Consider the following 19253-nt stretch of genomic DNA (forward strand, 5'->3'; position numbering starts at 1 on the left):
TGAACTACTCTGGCGTTCCGCGCCTACGTGGCGTAACTTGCAGACCAGCGGATTGTTGTAGGAACGCGGTCGGAGAGCGGCACCCGGGCGAGGTGCCCGACGACACCGAGACCACGGTTTTCTCCTCGGTCAGAGGTGTGCGTCCTCCGTGCGGCAATTCGGCGTCGGCCCCGCTCGACGCCAGGAAGAGGGCAGCCGTGTATCTGCCGATCACCACCCGCCAGTTGGCCGATGGAACCGTTGAGATCGCGCCCAGCGGGGAGATCGACCTGGACAACGCCCACGTGATGCGGGACGCCGTCAATGACGTGCTGACCAGCTCCACGCCGGGCAAGATCTGTCTTGACCTTCAGCGGGTCATGTTGATCGACAGCATCGGCATCGGCATCCTGGTCGCCTGCTTCCACACGGCCGCCGCCAGCGGGGTCAAGCTGGTGGTCAGCCACCCGAGCCCCACGGTCTACCGGCAGCTCTGGGTCTCCGGCCTGGTCGGGCTCCTGGGGTGCGCCGAGCCGCCCTCACCCCGTACGTCGGTGGGTCTCCGGCCTTCCTGATCTTGGGTGTTTAGATCGAGCGCATGACTGTGCTGCGCTCGATCGCGCTCTTCCTGCTGGCCGCGCTCGCCGAGATCGGCGGCGCCTGGCTCGTCTGGCAGGGCGTCCGCGAGCACCGGGGGCTGCTGTTCGCCGGTGCGGGTGTGATCGCGCTCGGTGCGTACGGCTTCGTGGCGACCCTGCAGCCCGACGCGAACTTCGGGCGCATCCTCGCCGCGTACGGCGGCGTCTTCGTGGCCGGCTCGCTGCTCTGGGGGATGGTGGTGGACGGCTTCCGTCCCGACCGCTACGACATCATCGGCGCTGCCGTGTGCCTGGCCGGGGTGGGCATCATCATGTACCCACCCCGGTAAGGGCGCGTCAGTGCAGGGAGAGGGCGGCCGCCTCCTCCTGGGCGCGGCGCTCGTCACCGCTGAGCGTGGACAGCGGCTTCTCCTTGATGAAGACGACCGCGATGATCGCGAGGAACGCGATCGGGGCCGCCACCAGGAACAGGTCGGACGTGGCGGTGCCGTAGATGTCCTTGACCACCGACAGCACCTGCGGCGGCAGCGTGCTGACGTCGGGCACCTCGGCGGAGCCGCCGGACGTGGCCGCCGGGCCGAACTTCTCGGCGAACAGCGACGTCACCCGGCTGGCCAGGACGGCGCCGAGCGCGCTCACGCCGATCGCGCCGCCCATGCTGCGGAAGAAGGTCAGCGCCGAGGTGGCCGCGCCCAGTTCGGCCGCCGGCACGTCGTTCTGGGCGGCCAGCACCAGGTTCTGCATGAGCATGCCGACACCGACGCCGAGCACCGCCATGTGCACCGAGAGCATCAGGACGCTCGTGTGCGCGTCGATGGTGCTCAGCAGCAGCATGCCGATCGTCATCACGATGGCGCCCACGACCAGGTACATCTTCCACTTGCCGAATTTCGTGATGAGCGCTCCGGCGACCGTCGAGGAGACCAGAAGACCGAAAATCATCGGCAGGCTCATGAGACCGGCGACCGTCGGGGACTTACCCAGCGCGACCTGGAAGTACTGCGACAGGAAGACGGTGCCACCGAACATGGCCACGCCGACGAGCACGCTGGCCACGATGGTCAGGGTGACCGTGCGGTTGCGGAAGATGCGCAGCGGCACCACCGGCTCGGGCGCCTTCGACTCGGCCCACACGGCCAGGGCCAGCAGCACCACACCGCCCACGACGAAGACGGCGGTCTCCCACGACGCCCAGTCGAAGTGCTGACCGGCCAGGGTCGACCAGATCAGCAGGGTGCTCACGCCGGCCGTGATCAGCAGAGCCCCCAGCCAGTCGATCTTCACATCGCGGCGCGACGTCGGCAGGTGCAGCGTCTTCTGGAGCAGGATGATCGCGGCGATCGAGAACGGCACACCGATGAAGAAGCACCAGCGCCAGCCCAGCCACGACGTGTCCACCATGACGCCGCCGATCAGCGGGCCGGCGATGGTGGCGACACCGAAGACGGCGCCGAAGATGCCCGAGTACCGGCCGAGCTCACGCGGCGGGATGATCGAGGCCATCACGATGGTGGCGAGCGCGGTCATGCCGCCGGCGCCGATGCCCTGCACGGCCCGGCTGACGATCAGCACGCCCACGTCCGGGGTGAAGCCGGCGATCAGTGAGCCGGCTACGAAAAGCAGCAGCGAGAGCTGGACCAGCAGCTTCTTGCTGTAGAGGTCGGCGAGCTTGCCCCAGAGCGGGACGGTGGCGGTCATCGCCAGCAGCTCGGTGGTGACGATCCAGGTGTAGACGGACTGGCTGCCGCCGAGGTCGGCGATGATCCGGGGCAGAGCGTTGGAGACGACGGTCGAGGCGAGGATCGCCACGAACATGCCGAGCATGAGACCGGAGAGGGCCTGCACGACCTCGCCGCGCGACATCCGCCCGCCGGCGGCGCCGCTGTCTTCCTGGACGCCCGGATCCGGCTTGTCGGACGGGCTGGTGACTGTCATCAGTCGCCTTTCTGTTTCTGGGGGTTCAGGCCCTCGGCCAGGACGCCGAAGGCCTCGCGGACGAGTTCGAGGAGGTCGCTCGCGCCGTCGGTGTCGGCCCAGCGCATCATCGCGGCGCGCACGGCGGTGCCGGTCAGTGTGGCCGCGAGCAGCGGAAAGAAGTCATCGGCGGGCAGGCCGAGCCGGGTCGCGACGGCACCGGCCGACTCCTGCTCGGCGACGGCGCCGCGCGAGACGAGGATCGGCAGCAGAGCCGGGTTGTTCTTGATGACCCGCATCCGGAGCAGCCACAGCTCGCGGTCGGCCTGAAACTGCTCGATCTCCGGCGTGAGGGCGGCCAGAAGGGCCGGAATCAGCGGCACTTCGGCCGGCGTGGCGAGAAGCCGGTCGCACACGGAGGGCCCATCGGCGATCTGCTCCCCGATGATGGCGTCGTCCTTGGTGGCGAAGTAGTTGAAGAACGTCCGCGGCGACACATCGGCCGCCTCACTGATCTCCTCGACGGTCACGTGGTCGAGACCGCGCTCGTCGGCCAGGCGCAGGGCAGCGCTCATCAGGGCAGACCTGGTCTGCTGCTTCTTGCGGTCCCGGCGATTGAGCACAGCGAGAGGCTAGGCGTGAACTTGCAGTCCCTGCAAACTTTTAGTCTGTGCAGTGATGTGGGTCTCGCTGGGCTTCGGGAGCCGTGACACTGCCGACGGAAAATAGTTACAGGCCGGTGGGATGTGTGTAGAGTTTCCTCCGTGGCCGAGACGGGCGCTCCGGATGACGACACCCTCCGAGGACTTCCTGACACTTTTACTTACTCGGAGGCGCGTCGAAGTGGGCTTTCCGAGCGCCGGCTCTATCGACTGAGAGACGACGGAGTCATCGAAGTCCTCGGCCGTGGCCTCTTTCGCCGTACCGATATCGGCACACTTGCCGATGCGGACCTGTCAGGCATCGTCAGACGGGCGCCTCGGGCCACGCTGTGCCTGGTCAGCGCATTGGCCCGCCACGGGCTGACCGACGAGATCCCCTCGACTGTCGACGTCGCCCTTCCGCGCGGCACGTACCGTCCCGTACTCCAAGCCCCGGTGACCTGGCACCTCTTCGATCCGGAGACGTTCGAGATCGGACGGGGAACGCAGAAAATCGACGACCAGACATTCATCGGCCTCTACGACGCGCCGCGGAGCATCATCGACGCCGCTCGTATGCGCCACCGAGAGGGCTCGGAGCTCGCCTACGGCGCACTGAAACGCTGGCTCAAACAGCGCGGATCGTCGCCGGCGGAACTGCTCGCCATGGCCCGACACTTCCCGCACGCTGAACGATCGCTGCGCGAGGCCTTGGAGATCCTGTTGTGAACGATCGCCCTACCCGAGCCACCGTCGCGGGCCGCGCTTATCTCGATCTTCAGAACCTCGCTCGCCGAACCAGGCGACCCACCGACGAGCTACACCAGATCTATGCGTTGGAGGGCTTCCTTGCTCGGCTGGTCGAGTCTCCCCACGCTGATCGCCTGGTCCTCAAAGGCGGAGTGCTGCTGGCAGCTCTCGATGTGCGCCGGCCCACCCGCGATGTCGACTTTCAGGGTCAGCGACTCTCGAACGACACAGAGCAGGTCCTCGCGATCGTGCGAGCGATCGCGAACAGGTTCGTCAATGACGGGCTGGTGCTGCACGCCGACGCCGCCATCGCGGAAGTCATCCGCGATCAGGACGAGTACAGCGGAGTGCGAGTCACGATCACCGGCCAGCTCGCGGCGGCCTACCTGACTTTCCACGTCGACATCAACGTCGGCGATCCGATCTGGCCGGCGCCTCGGACGGTGACGTTGCCACGACTGCTTGACGGAAACCTGCATGTCGTCGGCTATCCGCTCGCTATGGTGCATGCCGAGAAGCTGGTCACCGCGATCCAACGCGGAGCGGCGAACACACGCTGGCGCGACTTCGCCGACATCTACGCACTCTCGCGGCGCCACGACGCTGACGGAGATGAACTGACATCCGCGGTTGGGCAGGTGGCCGTCCACCGTGGAGCGCGGCTCACCTCGTTGGGCGACGCGTTGGGCGACTACGCAACCCGTGCTCAACGGCGCTGGGCCCTGTGGCTTCGCAAACAGCGCCTCGCTGACCAGTTTCCCAACGACTTCGGTCTCCTTATCGATGAGATCGGCAGATTCGCCGACCCTGTTCTCCGGGGGGAGGCTGCGGGCCAGACCTGGGACTCGGCCCACCTCGTCTGGGCCGGGGCGCCACAGCCCGTCAGACGAGAATCTGCGAGCGGCTGAGCGAGAGACCGACCGCGCGGCTACGGTGCCGGTTGTGGATGGTGAGCGGCTGCTTCAGTTCGTGCATCGTGAGGGGATCCTCGACCTGGGATGGGGTCATCCGCTTCCTGACCTCTTGCCCGTTGCCGAGTGGGCCGTGGCGGGGGCCGCGGCGGCGCGGGAGTTCGGGTGGCGGCAGCTTGCCTATGGGCGGGGAGTGGGGCCGGGCCCGCTGATCGACTGGCTGGCGGGGCGGGACGACGCGGGGACGGCCGCGGAAACCTTTGTCACGGCTGGGGCCTCTCATGGGCTGGCGCTGGTGGCCGAGGTGCTGACCCGGCCGGGGGATGTGGCCCTGGTCGACGCGCCGACCTATCACCTGGCGTTGCGGGTGCTGGCCGACCGAGGGCTCGAGCTCGTGCCGGCGCCGGCCGACGCGGACGGGGTTCGGCCGGAGGCGCTGGCCGGGCGGCTGCGGGAACTGCGGGAGGCCGGGCGGCGGGTGCCGCTGCTTTATCTGGTGCCCACCTTCGCCAATCCGACCGGGCGCAGCCTTCCGGACGAGCGGCGGCGGGTCTTGGTGGAGCTCGCGCTGCGGCACGATCTCACGATCGTCGAGGACGACACCTATCGGGAGCTTTCGTACGCCGGTGCGCCGCCGCCCTCTCTGTGGCGGATCGCCGGGGGAGCCGGTGTGGTGCGGCTCGGGTCCTTTTCCAAGGTGGTGGCGCCGGGGCTGCGGCTCGGGTGGATCAATGCGGCGCCCGCGGTCGTGGCGCGGCTGGCCGATCTGGGTTATGTGGACAGTGGTGGCGGTGTGAACCACTCGGTCGCGCTGACCATGGCGGTCTTCGGTGCGAGTGGTGCGTACGACCGGCACCTGTCGACGATCCGGGAACGGTATGCGGAGCAGCGGGACGCGCTGGCCGCCGGACTGGGAGGGGTCGCGGCGCCGGACGGTGGCTGGTTTCTGTGGCTGCCCACGCCGCCCGGGGTGCACGCGGAGGATCTGCTGGTGGAGGCCGAGCGGTGTGGGACGTCGTTCGTGCCGGGGACCCGGTTTCATGTGGGCGGGCGGGGTGGGGCTGGATTCGTACGGCTGAGTTTCTCGCATCTGCCGCCGGCCGGCCTGGCCGAAGCCGCCCGTCGCCTCAAGGGTGCGATGACAGGAAGCTGACGGTCTCGGTTACGGCCTGGGTGACGTACGGCTCGGCGTCGTACAGATCGACGTGACGATCCGTGTCGAGCCACACGGTCTTGTCGGCGGCCATGGCGGTGGCCAGGTCGGGTGAGCAGTAGTCGTCCTTGCGGCCATGGATGACGAGGCTGGGTGGGAGCAGAGGGCGTACGCCCAGAACGTCCAAAGTCATCAGGCTGTGCAGGGAGCCGCGGGTCACCCGATTCGTCCAGTTGTCCGGATGGGCCGAGTAGTAGGACCAGGGTTCCTCGCCGGGCATGGCGGCCTCGCCGGTCTCCGAGACGGCGGGCAGGAGGTCGTCGTAACGGTCGATCATGTCGGCCAGGGCCGCTCGGTAGGACGGCAGACCCATCCGGGACGCGAACCAGGCCGGACTGTTGTAGGCGCCGGCGATGCCGACCACCGCGCTGACCCGGGGATCGGTGGCGGCGGCCCGCATGGCGTAGCCGCCGCCCAGGCAGATGCCGACCAGGGCGACCCGGTGGTCGGCCGCCAGCAGGGAGACGGCCGCGCGCAGGTCGGCGAGTTTGCCCTGGCTGTCCTCGTGGTGGGGGCGGCCCTCGCTCTCGCCGAAGCCCCGGTGGTCGAAGGCCAGGGTGGTGAAGCCGGCGGCGGTCAGCCGTTCCGCGTACAGGCCGGTCACCTGCTCCTTCACCCCCGTGAAGGGTCCGGTCAGGACGATCGCGCGGTCGGAGCCGGCGCGGCGCAGGACGCCGGCCAGGGCCAGGCCCTCGCTACGGATGGTCACTCGTTCGGTCACGCCGTGACACTAGGCTTCGGGCGTGGCAGATCGACAGAAGGCACTTCCGGGTGCCCATCAGGCCGTGGTGCCGGACGTGCTCGAGGAGAGCTGCGTGACCCGGCAGGCGCTGGAGCGCCTGGCCGCGAAGTGGCGGGTGCTGCTGATCTATTCGCTGCTGGCGGGGCCGCGCCGGCCGGCCGAGTTGCGGCGGCGGGTGCCCGGGATCACCCAGAAGATGCTGACCGAGACGCTGCGCGGCATGGAGGCGGACGGGCTGGTCGAACGGCGGGTCCTCAAGGAGGCCGCGCCCCAGCACGTCGAATATGAGCTCACGGCGCTCGGGCTCACGCTCGAGGAGCCGCTGGCCGCGATCTGCGAATGGGCCTCGGTCAATCGTTGAGCTGGGCCCGCTCGATCTCGGCCAGGGCCGCGGTGAACACCGCCTTGGTCCCGCGGCCTTTCAGCAGCTCGGCCAGGAGCAGAGCGGCATGGCGGGCCAGGACGTCCGGTTTCGGTGGTGGGGTGTCATCTTCTTCCAGTACGCCGAGAGCGCCCGCCAACAGGAGCAGGATGACGTGGGGATCGACGTCGGGCTGCCACGGGACGGCCGACCGGACGGTGCGCTCCAGAACGTCGCGGACGGCGTCGCCGTCGAGGCCGTCGGGATGAGCGTCCTCGAGCAGGAGACGAGTGGCGGTGCCGAGGACGAGGCCGTGCTCGAGCGCGGCCAGGTGGTCGACGGCCGCGTCGAGGGCGTCGCCGTCACGCGCCTGGGCCGCGGCGACCGCCTCGGAGGCCGCGGCGGCGATGGGCCGGGCGGGAGCCGGCAGATGCCGCCAGTTCTGTTCCATGACGAGGACCATAACGACAACCTCCGACAAAAAAGGAAGATGACCTCATGGCATCTGAGCTGAAGCAAGCGATGGCCGCGCGGGTCGAGCGCGGTGACTTCCCGGGGCTGGTCGCACTGGTCGCGCGGGGCGACAACGTGCTGGCCGAGGCGGTCGGGGTGACCGCGTTCGGCGGTGACGTGCCGATGCGCCGCGACACGCCGTTCCGGATCGCCTCGATGACCAAGCCGGTGATGGCCGTGGCCACCCTGATGCTGGCCGAGGACGACGTGCTCGACCTCGAGGAGCCGGTCGCCAAGTTCCTGCCCGAGCTGGCCGGGCAGCGGGTGCTCGCCCGGCCCGGCGGGCCGCTGGACGAGACGGTCGAGGCCGAGCGGCCGGTCACCGTGGAGGATCTGCTGACCTTCACCCTCGGCTTCGGCGCGATCATCGACGGCGAGCAGGTCGACCCGCCGTGGCCGATCGTCCGGGCCTGGCAGGATCTCGACCTCCAGATGCTCGGGATGTTCCCGCGCATCCCGCACGAGCCGGACGAGTGGATCAAGCGGTTCGGCTCGCTTCCGCTGATCACCCAGCCGGGTCACCAGTGGCACTACAACGCGGGCACCCTCGTGCTGAGCGTGCTGCTCGCCCGGGCCGCCGGAAAGCCGCTGGGCGACCTGCTGCGCGAGCGGATCTTCGAGCCGCTCGGCATGCGGAACACCGGTTTCTCGGCGCCGCTGCCGCTCGCGGCGGAGTTGCCGACGCAGTACGAGAACGGCGAGGTCCAGGAGCTGGGCGACTGGAGCCGGCCGCCGGCGTTCCCGTCCGGGTCGGGCGGCCTGATCTCCACCGCCGACGACTTCCTGGCCTTCGCCCGGCTGCTGATGAACAAGGGCGTACGGGGCGGCACGCGCCTGCTGTCGGAACAGTCGGTCGCCGCGATCACCACCAACCACCTCACGCCGGCACAGATCGAGTCGGGTTCCTTCTTCCTCGAAGGCAGTGGATGGGGCTACGGTCTGGCCGTCACGGTCAAGGCGGACGAGGTCTCCGGGCCGGGGCGGTACGGATGGTCCGGCGGGCTGGGCACGACATGGTTCAACGACCCTCACGAGGGCATCACGTTGATCGTGTTGAGCCAGGTCTCGGACCTGCTGTGGAACGGGACGATCGGCGAGTTCGGCAAACTGGCGTACAGCATCCGTCCATAGGGAGGCGCGATGACCAGTCTCGACGCGGTGACGGCGTGGGTCGGCAACTATCGCAAGGCCTGGGAGACGAACGATCCGCGCCACATCGGCGATCTGTTCGCCGAGGACGCGGCGTACTTCACCGAGCCCTACGCCAAGCCGTGGCTGGGCCGAGACACGATCGTCGAGAAGTGGCTCGAGATCAAGGACGAGCCCGGCTCCACGACCTTCGAGTGGCATCCGCTGCTGGTCACCGAGGAGCTGGCCATGATCGAGGCGACCACCACCTATCCGAACGACGTCTACAGCAACCTGTGGGTGCTGCGCCTGGACAACCTGGGGCAGGCCCGGCAGTTCACCGAGTGGTGGATGAAGCACCCCCGGAGCTAGCCGGCGGCCACCGGGAGCAGCAGCCGCGAGCCGGCACAGTGGATCGTGTGCACCGACGGGGTCAGGGTGCGGGACTCGGCCGGCGTGCCGGGCATGCCCGGGTTTCGGGCATAGCGCGGGAACGAGCCGCCGGAGATCTGCAGGCGGAGGCGGTGGCCGGCGCGCAGGCGGTGGAAGCACGAGTCCAGTGCCAGCGTGAGGTGGTGGACCTGGCCGGCCGGGACGGCCGGGTCCAGGCGGTGCAGATGGTCGGAGAAGTTGCGGGAACGGCCGTGGCCGTCGACGTCGCAGAGGCGCACGAAGACGTCGGCGTGCGCCGGGTCGACCGCGACGGCCAGCTCCAGCGTGGGTGAGCCGATCACGTCGACGGCGGTCGGCAGCGGATCGGTGGTGAAGATGACCACGTCGGGCCGGGACTCCAGCTTGCGGTTGTCCTTGACGCCCATCGAGCCGGTCAGCGTGCGGCCGCCGACGGTCGGCGTGGGCCGCCGCGGGTCGTAGCGGAAGCTCACCGTCCCTTCCTCGGGCCCGACCCGGACGACGGGCACCGCCGGGATCGGCTCGGTGCCCGTCGCGACGGGCGTGGGGCCGGCGTCAGGAGTCGTGGGCTCGGTGGTTGGGGGGACAGTGGTCGCGGGGGCAGCGGGCTCGGCGGCCGCATGGGTCGGGGAGAGCGCGGTCGTCGGGCCGGACGCGGGGCCGGTGGCGGCGGAGGTCGTCGGGTCGGCTGCGGGGCCGGTGGCGGCGGAGGTCGGCGCGTCGGCTGCCGAGCCGATGGTGGGAAGCGCGGTCGGCGGAGCAATCGCGGGGGACGCGGAGAGCGTGAGCCGGCGCGAGGCGTGGAGCTGGAAGACCGCCGGGGTGGCCGGCGGCGGCCAGGCGGGCAGCGTGTGCCAGCGGCGTTCGCCGGTGCGGTAGACGCGGACCGGGGACCGGCGGGCCGGTGGGCCGCCCGCCAGATGCTGGTCGAGCCAGGCCAGGCCCTCACGGGCCACGGCGCCGGCGCCCCGCAGGCCTAGTTGGAGGTGGGTCCACGGGCCGACGGTCAGGGCCACATCGACGCCGCGGGCGCGCAAGGATTCGTACTGGAAAAGGGTTTGGGTCAAGAAAAGATCTTGCCAACCACTGATCAGAAGCGTCGGCGTGGAAACGGTGGAGAGGGCGCCGCCGGCGCGATAGGGCTGCCACCACGGATCGTCGCCGTCGGGGTGTGAAAGCCATTCGCGATACCAGGGCGCGCGGCCGCGCAGAACCGGATCGGCCGCGTCGGGCATCGGCAGACCCGACAAAGCGGGGCGGAGCCGTCGCGGCGCGGAGGCGCCGTTGCGTACACGGGAAAGCAGTCCGCCGTCCTCCTGATGGGCGATCATGTCGCTCCAGCCGAGGAAATCGCCGACGGTGAAGGCGCCCGTTCCGAAGACGGCCTCGCGGAAATCGTGCGGACCGACCAGAACGATCGCGGCCCGCAACTCGGGCGGCGGATCCTGCATGAGCGCCCATTGCGCCCAGCCCAGATAGGACGCGCCCATGGTGGCCAGCCGTCCGTCGAACCACGGCTGTTTCCGCAGCCAGGCGACCGTGTCCTGGCCGTCGGAGGCCTCCTGTGCCATGGGGCGGAAAGAGCCGCCGGAGCCGAAAGTGCCCCGCACGCTCTGAATCACCACGTGGTAGCCGCGCGCCGCGTAGAGCCGCCCCTCCAGGGCCGAGGAGGGAAATCCGCGACCGTACGGGGTACGGATCAGCACCGTGCCTTTCGGGTGGGTGACCCGCGGCGCGAAATGATCGGCGGCCAGAGCGACACCGTCACGCATGGGCACGCGCACGGCGGCCACGGAGTAGTCGTTGGCCGCCGGGGCGACCCGCAACAATCGGCCGAGCGCCGCGTCCCCGAAACGAAAAGCCATGATCAATTCCTCCCCGGTCCGGCAAGAACAATAATCCGAATGCGAATGTGAATGCCATTCGAGTGGGTCTCGGATGTGCGATTTTCCGGCGAGACGGGCACACTGCCACGGTGGAGGTTCGGGAAACACTCGGCGGCCGATACAAATTGCTCGGTGAGCTCGGCCGCGGCGGCATGGCGGTGGTGTGGCGCGCCCGCGACGAGGTGCTCGGGCGCCGGGTCGCGGTGAAGGTGCTGGCCGCCCCGTTCGCGGGCGACCCGCAGTCGCGCGCCCGCATCCGCGACGAGGCCCGCGCGGCGGCGACCCTCTCCCACCCCAACATCGCCCAGGTCTACGACTTCGGCGAGGCGTCGGAGACGGGAACGCCGTTGCCGTACGTGGTGATGGAGCTGATCAACGGCCCCACACTTCAACAGAGAGTGGCGTCCGGCCCGCTGCCGCCGCGCAAGGTGTTCCGCATCTGCGGCGAGGTGGCGGCGGCCCTGGCCGCGGCGCACGCGGACGGACTGGTGCACCGGGACATCAAGATGGCGAACATCATGGTCACCCCGGCCGGGGCCAAGGTGGTCGACTTCGGCATCGCGGCGGCGGTGGGCTTGGAGCCGGAGGAGATGCTGGTGGGGACGCCGGCGTACCTGGCTCCGGAACGTCTCTCGGGGGCGGCGGTCGAGCCGGCCTCCGATGTGTACGCCCTCGGGGTGCTCCTCTACCGGCTGCTGGCGCACGAGTCGCCGTGGAGCGTCGAGAGCACGACGCAGATGTTGCGGGCACACGTCCACGTGGAGCCGGCGCCGCTGCCGGACCTGCCGGGGGTGCCGGGCGCGGTGGCCGACCTGATTACCCGCTGTCTCCGCAAGGACCCTACGGAGCGTCCGACCGCGAGCGAGGTCTCGGCCATCTTGGCCGACGCGGACGAAGCATTTGCTGTACGCGATGAAGCGCGCGAAACACCCACAAGGATCCCGAGCCCGGCATTGCCGGAGGACGACGCGCGCCCAGCGAGGGCCACGCCCGGAAGCGGAGGCTACGGCGGCGGGACTGCGGGCCGCGCGGCATCGGGCGGCGGGGGCGCGGGTTCAGGCCGCGGGGGCGCGGGTTCAGGCCGCGGGCGCGCGGCATCGGGCGGCGGGGCCACGGGTTCGGGCCATGGGCGCGCGGCTTCGGGCGGTGGGGCCGCGGGTTCGGGCCATGGGCGCGCGGCATCGGACGGCGGGCGCGCGGGCTCGGGTCGCGATGGCGGTGAGCGCGCGGCATCGGACGGCGGGCGCGCGGGCTCGGGTCGCGATGGCGGTGAGCGCGCGGCAACGGGTGGCGGGCGCGCGGGCTCAGGCGGCGGCGTGGGCTCGGGCGGCGGCGTGGGCTCGGGCGGTGGCGTCCGCTCGGGCGGCGAGGGCGTCGCTGGCGGGCGTCTGGCGTCGGCGGGAGGGCCGGGCCGGCGCGGTGGTGATGAGCATGTCGCTTATGAGCGGGGGAGCGCCGCCGCCGTGACCCGGGTCCATCCGCGCGACAGCCCGGTGGGCGGGCGTGCGGTTGGGGGCGGGCTGCGGCGCGTACCGCCCAAAGCGCGCAAGCGTCTCCTAGCGGGCGGCGCCGCAGTGGCCTTGATCGTTGCCGGGCTGGCGGTCTGGGGTCTGTCCGGCGGCGACGAGGGTGAGCGGCGGCAGGAAGCCGTCGCCGCGCCCACCTCGCCCGGGCCGGCCGCGAGCCGGGGGCTGGGGTCACCGACCGTGCGCGCCACCCGCGACGCCCACGCACCCGCTGTCACCCCATCGGCCGGACACGGTGTGACCGTCTCCAGTGGACCGCAACCGTCCGTGGGCCTATCCCCGATGCCGATCGTGCCGTCCGGCACGGCGGCGCCCACGCCCAGCGACTCGGCCGAGGCCCCGTCGCCGTCGTCGTCGGCCGCTCCGCCCGAGGGTAAGCGGATCGGCTCGGCCGGCGGCTCGGTCTACGCGGTCTGCGAGCAGGGGAAAGCGCGGCTGACCAGTTGGGAACCGGCCCCCGGATATACGGCCAAGGAGGTCGAGGCCGGGCCGGCGTTCACCGCGCGGATCCTCTTCGCCACGGCCGACACCGAGGTCGAAGCCGGTAAGCCGGCCAAGAAGTTCCGCATCACCGTGACCTGCGTCGCTGGCCAGCCCACCCCGGTGGTGCTGCCTCTCTAACGGGAGGCCGACACCAGCGCGTCGGCCACCGAGGTGCGGCTGTTCAGCACGGCCCGCCCGTGGCGGTGCGTGGTGACCAACCCGGCGGCACGGAGCGTGCCCAGATGTTGCGACACCCCACCCGCTGTGATGCCGGTCCGGCGGGCCAGCTCGGTCGTGGACAGCGGCGTCGACAGCTCGGTGAGGATCCTCGCGCGCCCACGGCCCAGCACGGCGCTCAACGCGTCCGACGGCTGGGACGACCGTTCCCACAGCGTGGCCACGCCGCGAGCCGGGTACGCGATCTGCGGGACCTCGCCGGCCGAGACGGTCATGACCGTCGGCCACACGAACACGGACGGGATCAGCACCAGGCCGGTGCCGGCGGGCACGTCCGGCGCCAGGCAGTGCGGCTGGCCGACCCGGAGGACCCCGCCGGCCCAGCTGACGCTCGGGTGCAAGTCGTTGAGGACGGCGTCGACGCCCTCGGACGCCAGCCGCCGGGCCTGCCGCTGCACCTCGGCGTCGAGCAGGGCGCGCATTCGAGGCCAGTCCGGCTGGACAGCGGTGGCCCAATATTCGGCGATCTCGTCGGCCAGCCGGGCCAGACCACCGACCGGATCATCGTGGAGGGCGCGCACGGGCGACGCCATCAACGCCGTCTGCGCCCGTACAACCGAAGGGTCTGTCTCCAGCAACCCGGCCAACTCGCGGTCGAGATCGGGCGAGAGTCCCGCCGGCGCCGGCGTCAGAAAATCAGGCGTGTACCCACCGGTCGGCGCCACCAGGGTGGCCAGCAGACCCCGGGACGGCAGACCAAGATCTTTGTTCCGCCGTACGCCGGTGAGCACCTCCCACAAGCAGGAGACGGCGAAACGGACACGCGTCGCCGAGACCGCCGACAGGGCGATGGAGACCAATTCCGACTCCGTGGTTTTAGCTGGGACTCAAACCTTACGGCCCCGGCCGGTCATCGCGAAGACTCGTTCCCGTGACCGAAAAAGCTGCTCTTCTCCGCTCCCTGCACACCCCCGGCAACCCGCTCGTCCTGGTCAACGCCTGGGACGCGGCCACCGCCCGGATCGCCGCCGCCGCGGGTTCGCCGGCCGTGGCCACGACCAGCGCCGGTGTCGCCTGGAGCCTGGGCGCCGCCGACGGCGACGCGCTCGGCCGCGACGACGCGATCGCCCTGATCCGCCGCGTCGTCGCCGCCGTCTCCGTGCCGGTGACGGCCGACATCGAGTCCGGCTTCGGCGCCACGCCGGCGGACGTCGCGGAGACAGTCCGGCTGGTGGTCGAGGCGGGCGCGGCCGGCGTGAACATCGAGGACGGTACCCGCACCGTCGACGAGCAGGCGGCCCGGATCACGGCCGCCCGGAGGGCCGCCGGCGAGGACTTGTTCATCAACGCGCGGCTCGACGCCTACCTGCGAGGCCGGGGCGACCTGGACGAGACGGTGGCGCGGGCCGCGGCACTGGTCGAGGCGGGCGCCGACGGCATCTTCGTGCCCGGCGTGGTCGACCCGTCCACAGTGGCGGCGCTGGCCGAGCGGATCACGGCCCCGCTGAGCATCCTGACCGGCCCCGGCGCTCCCACGGTCGGCGAGCTGGCCAAGCTGGGCGTGGCCCGGGTCAGCCTGGGCTCATGGGCGGCCGAGGCGGCGTACGACATGTTCCGCCGTGTCACGAAGCAGGCGCTGAGCCAGGGCACGTACGCGGAGGAGCTCGCCGCGTCCTACGACTACGGCGAGCTCAACGATTTGATGCGCTATTCCGCGTAACGGGTGGGCGGGAACGGGTTGTCCTTGCTGAGCGGCACGTTCTCGCCCTCCGCCTCCTGCCGAGCCGTCACACTTTCGATGTCCTGCTCGACGCTGTCGGCCTGCGGGTCGTACGGCACGGGGTCGTCGGTCGCGGGCGGAACGTCCCCCCGGTCGTACGCGGTGACGCCGGCTTCAGCTCGCTCAGCCTCAGTCCGCCGAGCCAGCTCGTCATCGTCGAGGTGCGCGGGGCGGCCACCGTGGAACCTCCGGTCGCGCTCCCCTTCAGCCGCCTCGGTGTTGAAGTTCTCCCTGGTCATATCGCTATCCCCTTCCCTCTCGGGGCTGCGTGTACCCGGCGCCATCTCCCCATAACCGAAGCTGTCACGCGCGTCACGACCCCACCCGCCATCCCGAACCTCTTCGCGGCAACCGTCCACATCAGAGGATCTGGGTGCTGGCGTCATCGCGGGCGATGGAGAATGCACGGAGGTTTGCATGTCGCTGCCCGACGAGACCTCGAACCCGCGCCGATTCCGCATCATCCGCTGGTATGACGGCCGTTGCCGCCACCTGCATCGTGGCGCTCGCGGCGACAGCCACCCCCGCACAGGCCCAGATCGCCCACTCGTGCTTCACACCATGGCCCGGAGTCCAGGTCCGCGCCCACATCACCACGAACTGGAACTCAGGCGCCCTCGGCTCGCTCAGACAACCTGGGAGACACCGCGCTACCAGCGATCCCGCACCGGCGAACTGCAAAACCCCCGGCGCGCCTTCGTCATACGCCGACGCCTTCTTACACACCAACACCACCGCTCACATGCTGTACCCAGCCTAGACAGCAGTGCTACGCCATGAATTCCCTACTCATCAGCAGCTGACACACCGGGGCATTCCCCAACAGGGGCTCGCGGCGACGTCGGCAAGACGAGCTTCGCCAGCCAGCGCCCAAGATTCTGCCGAGCTGCGAACCACCGAGATAGGCCCGCAGGCGTCCTCCCACAACGTGGGGTCCCCAATCCGCACTTCTCGCACGCCCCCGCAATGGCAATTTGCCGCCCGCCGATGGCTGCCACAAGCTCGCCGTACCACCGCACAACAGCGAGATCACCCCCCAGCCGCAACCACCGAGATGGGGGATCCGGGGGACCTCCCAACGGCGTGGGGTCTGGGGCTCGGGCCCCAGAAGAAAAAGCACGAGTCCCCAGCCCGCGCTCTCCAGCGGGCAGAGGACTCCCAGACTCGTGCCCCCGGCAGGATTCGAACCTGCGCTTTCGCCTCCGGAGGGCGACGCTGCGGTCTACCGGGTTAGGAACACCGGCCTGGGAAAACGTCGTTCCAGGCTAAAACTCGGAAGTGCTACTACGCCGGGCTGTCGGCTGCCGAAATTCGAGCCCAATACGCCGCGAGCTTCGAGCGAAGGAGCTCCTGCCTGTCCTTCGAGATACGGCCAACTCTAGTGTCGTTCTTGGTTGGGAAGAGGTACATGTCATCGAGTCCGGCGTCCTGGTCCTCAGGTACCCTCAGCTCTGGACCGAAGTATGCAGCAGGGACACGAGAGGTCTCGGCGACGTTGACTAGTGCATCGCCGATTCCCGGAACCGAGCCAATGAACATGGCCTGAGCCGGGTTGACAGCTTCTCTCCGGAGCACGTCCTGTAGGCCGCTATCTTGCACGTCTAGCGAAGCGATAGGCAAGAAATGAACGTATTGCAGCTTCGATTTGCCTTTTCGTGTGCGCTTGTCCAGCTGGCAACTGTGTGTGATTAACATGGCCGGCACTAAGCTCGGACCGTCGACCAAGACGGATGTCGCATCAACGTCGGTATGAAGATAGAAGATCGGCACACGGCTGAAGACGTCACCCTGGCTAAGCCACGCTTCGTGCGGCTCCACGTTATTCCGCTACCAATCCCAGTCTTCGGTAGAGCTTTCTTCATAAGCTCTACCGGCTGTCATCCGCCCATGATCGTCGTCGAACGGTATATCCAGTTTCCGGAAGACGGACAGCGCTGCGTCTGCTTTCGAGATCACAACAGTCGAAAAGGTGTTAACCCGTTGTATCTCTTGGCCCCAAGTTCGAGTCAAGAGAAGCCTTTGGACCGCATGAATGCACTGGCTCTGAATCTCGGCACTGGGGGAGTGCGGCGTCCCGGCCTCCGACCAGCTGCCACGCCTGAAGGTTTCTTCTGGTAAGGATCCGCCACGGAGAAGATTTGACATTACTGCATCAACTCCCGCAATTGGTTGGTAATGCAAGCCTCAAACAGTGAATTCTTAACCGCGCGCAACTCTTCAATGATCTGTCGAGTGTCAAGGCTGATGTTCGAACTGTCCAAGCCGGTCTCCTGATCTCTCCAGACATCGATATCTAGCAGAATTCCCAAAGCATTGGGTCGTGTCGCTTCCGTACTGGCCTGGGTGACAGTTGCGGCCGCCTGCTCCTTAGGAAAATTGTACTGAGTGCTCATAAAGAACTTGTTCATCGGAGCCGAAATATCGTAGGACATTGCAGGGTAGGTGTGGAAGTAGTCCTCCATCCTTACCGGAGCTTCCGCCGCATCAATTTCGATCCGGTTGATATACCGCACCCCGACTCTCTTGACGCCGAGCGGGTTTTGCCTGCTCATAAAACGTCGCCAGAGCCGCAAGCCTTCACTCGCGAACGCGTCCCATCCGGTATATGGGGAAAACTCGCTAAAAATCAGTCTGTCGGGTAAAACCCGCACCAGGCGCTTACCGGAAGCCGATCGAAAAGAGAATCCTTTTTCCTCGCTGTCCACGTTCGCCGAAACCGAGTCCCCAGCGGTGAGGGAAACCACCTGAGAGGTGAAATCATCACGCTCCGGGTAGTCGTCATGGCGGCTGAGGAAATCGCCTAGTGCAAACTCGCCTCCAGCAGGGGAAGCGCTGGTTTGTATGTCGAGAACGGCCTCTACTATGAAAGGATTTCGGTAGTTGATGCTTGGAGTCCACATGGCAATCAAGCGCAAACTGTTGCGGTACGGACTAGGTCAGCGCCCACTGATCGCAAAGTGCCCCCTCATATTTTAAGTGCGCGGTTTTATTTCAATTATACCGTAGGATGGCCGAACTTTGAAGGCGTCAGCTCTATTAGGCTTAATCGGAGGCAGCTTCGCTTACCGGCCAACTTCACGTAAGTAGTGGCTTAATGCGGCCGTTGTAGCGCTTCCGGCCGTACCCGACTGGGGCGCTTGGCGGTCTGGACTGACCAGCACAAGCGACCGTCACTAGGCTGATCGCCAGTAGTCCATAGATTCAAGGCCGGGTGGGCCGTCGCCTCGCACCCAAGATCATCGGGCACAAATCCGGCACGACGAAGTGCGTACAACACCGTCACGAGCTGTCAGGCGTTGAAAGGTCCCGTGCTGGTCAGGCGATTTATGTGCCCGACTACTCACGTTTCCGCAGGCCATAGGGTCTATTGGGTTCAAATCCCCCGCGGCGAGACGAGACGGCTCGGCTCATTCAACTCCGCGATCCTGGAACGCGGCCAGCCCTTCCTGCGTTGAGCGGGAAGCGCTGAGGCCGGCCGATGCCTATTCTGTATCGATTCGCCGCATAGCAGCGTTGATCGCGTCGTCGACCTGATCGGCTGCCAGCTGGGCCTCACCAGCCGCTTTCATGATCAGGCTCCAGTGCGCCCGCTCGTTCGCTTCGAGGTCCTTGAGCCAGCTGGGTGTGACCCACTGGCTGCCGTACTCCACAGTCGTGTCCAGCTTGCGGAGCCGCGTGTCTAGGTTGTCCCATGCGGCGATAAGGCCATCGTCGTACTGGAACAACAGGCGGACGCGGATGTCCATCTTGCGGTGGCGGTGAGTGAAGTTGCCAGCCTCGGCGGCAACGGCCATCCAGTCGCGCTCCTCGTCGTGCTCCGACCGGCCGGATATGACGCCCAGTGGGGCGTCGAAGTCGTGCAGCATCTCACCAATCTCATACAGGATCGAAATGCGATCCGGTCGAAGACGTGACGGCTTTTCACTATCCAGCTTGCGGAGCTCGCGAGCCTGCTCTGCCTCGATCTTCGCCGCCTCGCGGCTGTCCGTTCGATCTTGAACGATCTTGACGCCCCATAGGCTGAAGGCGCCGCCGAGTATCCCGCCGACCGAGACGCTAACAACAGTCACCCACCACGGTGTCATGCGAACAGGTTAGAGATCGATCTTCGGGACATCAGTACGCGGTCAGTCGGCACTTGGAGCACCACCCCGAGTTGCCAAGCTAGGGCGTCTCCAGGGCGTCAGGGCGTCGCTAGGGCGTCCGACGACGGCCACGAACGCCTAACGACGACCATTA

19 protein-coding genes are annotated in these 19253 nt (G+C 68.3%); 10 read left to right on the top strand and 9 right to left on the bottom strand.

Features of this window, described 5'->3' with window-relative positions; genetic code table 11:
- The first annotated feature begins 197 nt into the window (after positions 1-197).
- On the top strand, positions 198-554 hold the full coding sequence (locus ACFY36_RS23395; RefSeq protein ID WP_097318103.1) for an STAS domain-containing protein: 357 nt from the start codon (positions 198-200) through the stop codon (positions 552-554).
- Positions 555-577: 23 nt separating this feature from the next.
- The gene (locus ACFY36_RS23400; RefSeq protein ID WP_499748066.1) at positions 578-907 is read left to right on the top strand and encodes a YnfA family protein; all 330 of its coding nucleotides are present in this window, start codon (positions 578-580) and stop codon (positions 905-907) included.
- A 7-nt stretch (positions 908-914) separates the two neighbouring features.
- On the opposite strand, the gene ACFY36_RS23405 is transcribed toward ACFY36_RS23400, so the two are convergent.
- On the bottom strand, positions 915-2513 hold the full coding sequence (locus tag ACFY36_RS23405) for an MDR family MFS transporter (protein ID WP_499748067.1): 1599 nt from the start codon (positions 2511-2513) through the stop codon (positions 915-917).
- Positions 2513-3115, bottom strand: a complete 603-nt coding sequence (locus ACFY36_RS23410) for a TetR/AcrR family transcriptional regulator (RefSeq protein WP_499748068.1) — start codon at positions 3113-3115, stop codon at positions 2513-2515. The genes ACFY36_RS23405 and ACFY36_RS23410 overlap by 1 nt, the downstream gene beginning before the upstream one ends.
- A 141-nt stretch (positions 3116-3256) precedes the next feature.
- Here ACFY36_RS23410 and ACFY36_RS23415 point away from each other — a divergent pair, with 141 nt between their 5' ends.
- Genes ACFY36_RS23415 through ACFY36_RS23425 form a run of 3 tightly spaced genes read left to right on the top strand, consistent with a single transcriptional unit; the run spans position 3257 to position 5947 of the window.
- Positions 3257-3862 (top strand): type IV toxin-antitoxin system AbiEi family antitoxin domain-containing protein, encoded by a 606-nt coding sequence (locus ACFY36_RS23415; protein ID WP_499748069.1) that lies wholly within the window; start codon positions 3257-3259, stop codon positions 3860-3862.
- A complete protein-coding gene (locus ACFY36_RS23420; protein WP_499748070.1) occupies positions 3859-4791 on the top strand; it encodes a nucleotidyl transferase AbiEii/AbiGii toxin family protein in 933 nt (310 codons plus the stop codon). Before ACFY36_RS23415 ends, ACFY36_RS23420 begins: the two co-directional genes overlap by 4 nt.
- A gap of 34 nt (positions 4792-4825) precedes the next feature.
- Positions 4826-5947, top strand: coding sequence for an aminotransferase-like domain-containing protein (locus tag ACFY36_RS23425; RefSeq protein ID WP_499748071.1), 1122 nt, complete (start codon positions 4826-4828; stop codon positions 5945-5947).
- On the opposite strand, the gene ACFY36_RS23430 is transcribed toward ACFY36_RS23425, so the two are convergent.
- Complete coding sequence (locus ACFY36_RS23430; protein WP_499748072.1) at positions 5922-6728, bottom strand: alpha/beta hydrolase; 807 nt, start codon at positions 6726-6728, stop codon at positions 5922-5924. The genes ACFY36_RS23425 and ACFY36_RS23430 overlap by 26 nt on opposite strands.
- Positions 6729-6750: 22 nt before the next feature.
- On the opposite strand from ACFY36_RS23430, the gene ACFY36_RS23435 reads away from it, so the two are divergent.
- The gene (locus tag ACFY36_RS23435) at positions 6751-7110 is read left to right on the top strand and encodes a winged helix-turn-helix transcriptional regulator (RefSeq protein ID WP_499748073.1); all 360 of its coding nucleotides are present in this window, start codon (positions 6751-6753) and stop codon (positions 7108-7110) included.
- Here the strand turns inward: ACFY36_RS23435 and ACFY36_RS23440 are convergent.
- The gene (locus ACFY36_RS23440; RefSeq protein ID WP_499748074.1) at positions 7100-7561 is read right to left on the bottom strand and encodes a hypothetical protein; all 462 of its coding nucleotides are present in this window, start codon (positions 7559-7561) and stop codon (positions 7100-7102) included. The two genes, ACFY36_RS23435 and ACFY36_RS23440, sit on opposite strands and share 11 nt — an antisense overlap.
- A 47-nt stretch (positions 7562-7608) precedes the next feature.
- On the opposite strand from ACFY36_RS23440, the gene ACFY36_RS23445 reads away from it, so the two are divergent.
- Positions 7609-8754, top strand: a complete 1146-nt coding sequence (locus ACFY36_RS23445) for a serine hydrolase domain-containing protein (RefSeq protein WP_499748075.1) — start codon at positions 7609-7611, stop codon at positions 8752-8754.
- Between the two features lie 9 nt (positions 8755-8763).
- Positions 8764-9123 carry a nuclear transport factor 2 family protein gene (locus ACFY36_RS23450; RefSeq protein ID WP_499748076.1) on the top strand — a complete coding sequence of 120 codons (360 nt, stop codon included), beginning with the start codon at positions 8764-8766 and terminating at the stop codon, positions 9121-9123.
- Here ACFY36_RS23450 and ACFY36_RS23455 read toward each other — a convergent pair.
- Entirely contained in the window at positions 9120-11027 is a 1908-nt protein-coding gene (locus tag ACFY36_RS23455) for a CocE/NonD family hydrolase (RefSeq protein ID WP_499748077.1), read from the bottom strand. The genes ACFY36_RS23450 and ACFY36_RS23455 overlap by 4 nt on opposite strands.
- A 110-nt stretch (positions 11028-11137) precedes the next feature.
- Between ACFY36_RS23455 and ACFY36_RS23460 the strand changes: the two genes are divergently transcribed.
- Positions 11138-13195, top strand: a complete 2058-nt coding sequence (locus ACFY36_RS23460; protein WP_499748078.1) for a serine/threonine-protein kinase — start codon at positions 11138-11140, stop codon at positions 13193-13195.
- Here the strand turns inward: ACFY36_RS23460 and ACFY36_RS23465 are convergent.
- Positions 13192-14094: an ArsR/SmtB family transcription factor gene (locus tag ACFY36_RS23465; protein WP_499748079.1), complete on the bottom strand. Its 903-nt coding sequence runs from the start codon at positions 14092-14094 to the stop codon at positions 13192-13194. The genes ACFY36_RS23460 and ACFY36_RS23465 overlap by 4 nt on opposite strands.
- A 71-nt stretch (positions 14095-14165) precedes the next feature.
- On the opposite strand from ACFY36_RS23465, the gene ACFY36_RS23470 reads away from it, so the two are divergent.
- Complete coding sequence (locus ACFY36_RS23470; protein WP_499748080.1) at positions 14166-14954, top strand: isocitrate lyase/PEP mutase family protein; 789 nt, start codon at positions 14166-14168, stop codon at positions 14952-14954.
- On the opposite strand, the gene ACFY36_RS23475 is transcribed toward ACFY36_RS23470, so the two are convergent.
- The 3 genes from ACFY36_RS23475 to ACFY36_RS23485 form a co-directional block, all read right to left on the bottom strand.
- Positions 14942-15253 (bottom strand): hypothetical protein, encoded by a 312-nt coding sequence (locus ACFY36_RS23475; RefSeq protein WP_499748081.1) that lies wholly within the window; start codon positions 15251-15253, stop codon positions 14942-14944. The two genes, ACFY36_RS23470 and ACFY36_RS23475, sit on opposite strands and share 13 nt — an antisense overlap.
- Before the next feature lie 1905 nt (positions 15254-17158).
- Positions 17159-17914, bottom strand: a complete 756-nt coding sequence (locus tag ACFY36_RS23480; protein WP_499748212.1) for a TIGR04255 family protein — start codon at positions 17912-17914, stop codon at positions 17159-17161.
- Between the two features lie 582 nt (positions 17915-18496).
- A complete protein-coding gene (locus ACFY36_RS23485) occupies positions 18497-19099 on the bottom strand; it encodes a hypothetical protein (protein WP_499748082.1) in 603 nt (200 codons plus the stop codon).
- Between the last annotated feature and the right edge of the window lie 154 nt (positions 19100-19253).

The sequence above is a fragment of the Actinoplanes sp. NPDC000266 genome (assembly GCF_042899005.1).
Taxonomy (GTDB): domain Bacteria; phylum Actinomycetota; class Actinomycetes; order Mycobacteriales; family Micromonosporaceae; genus Actinoplanes.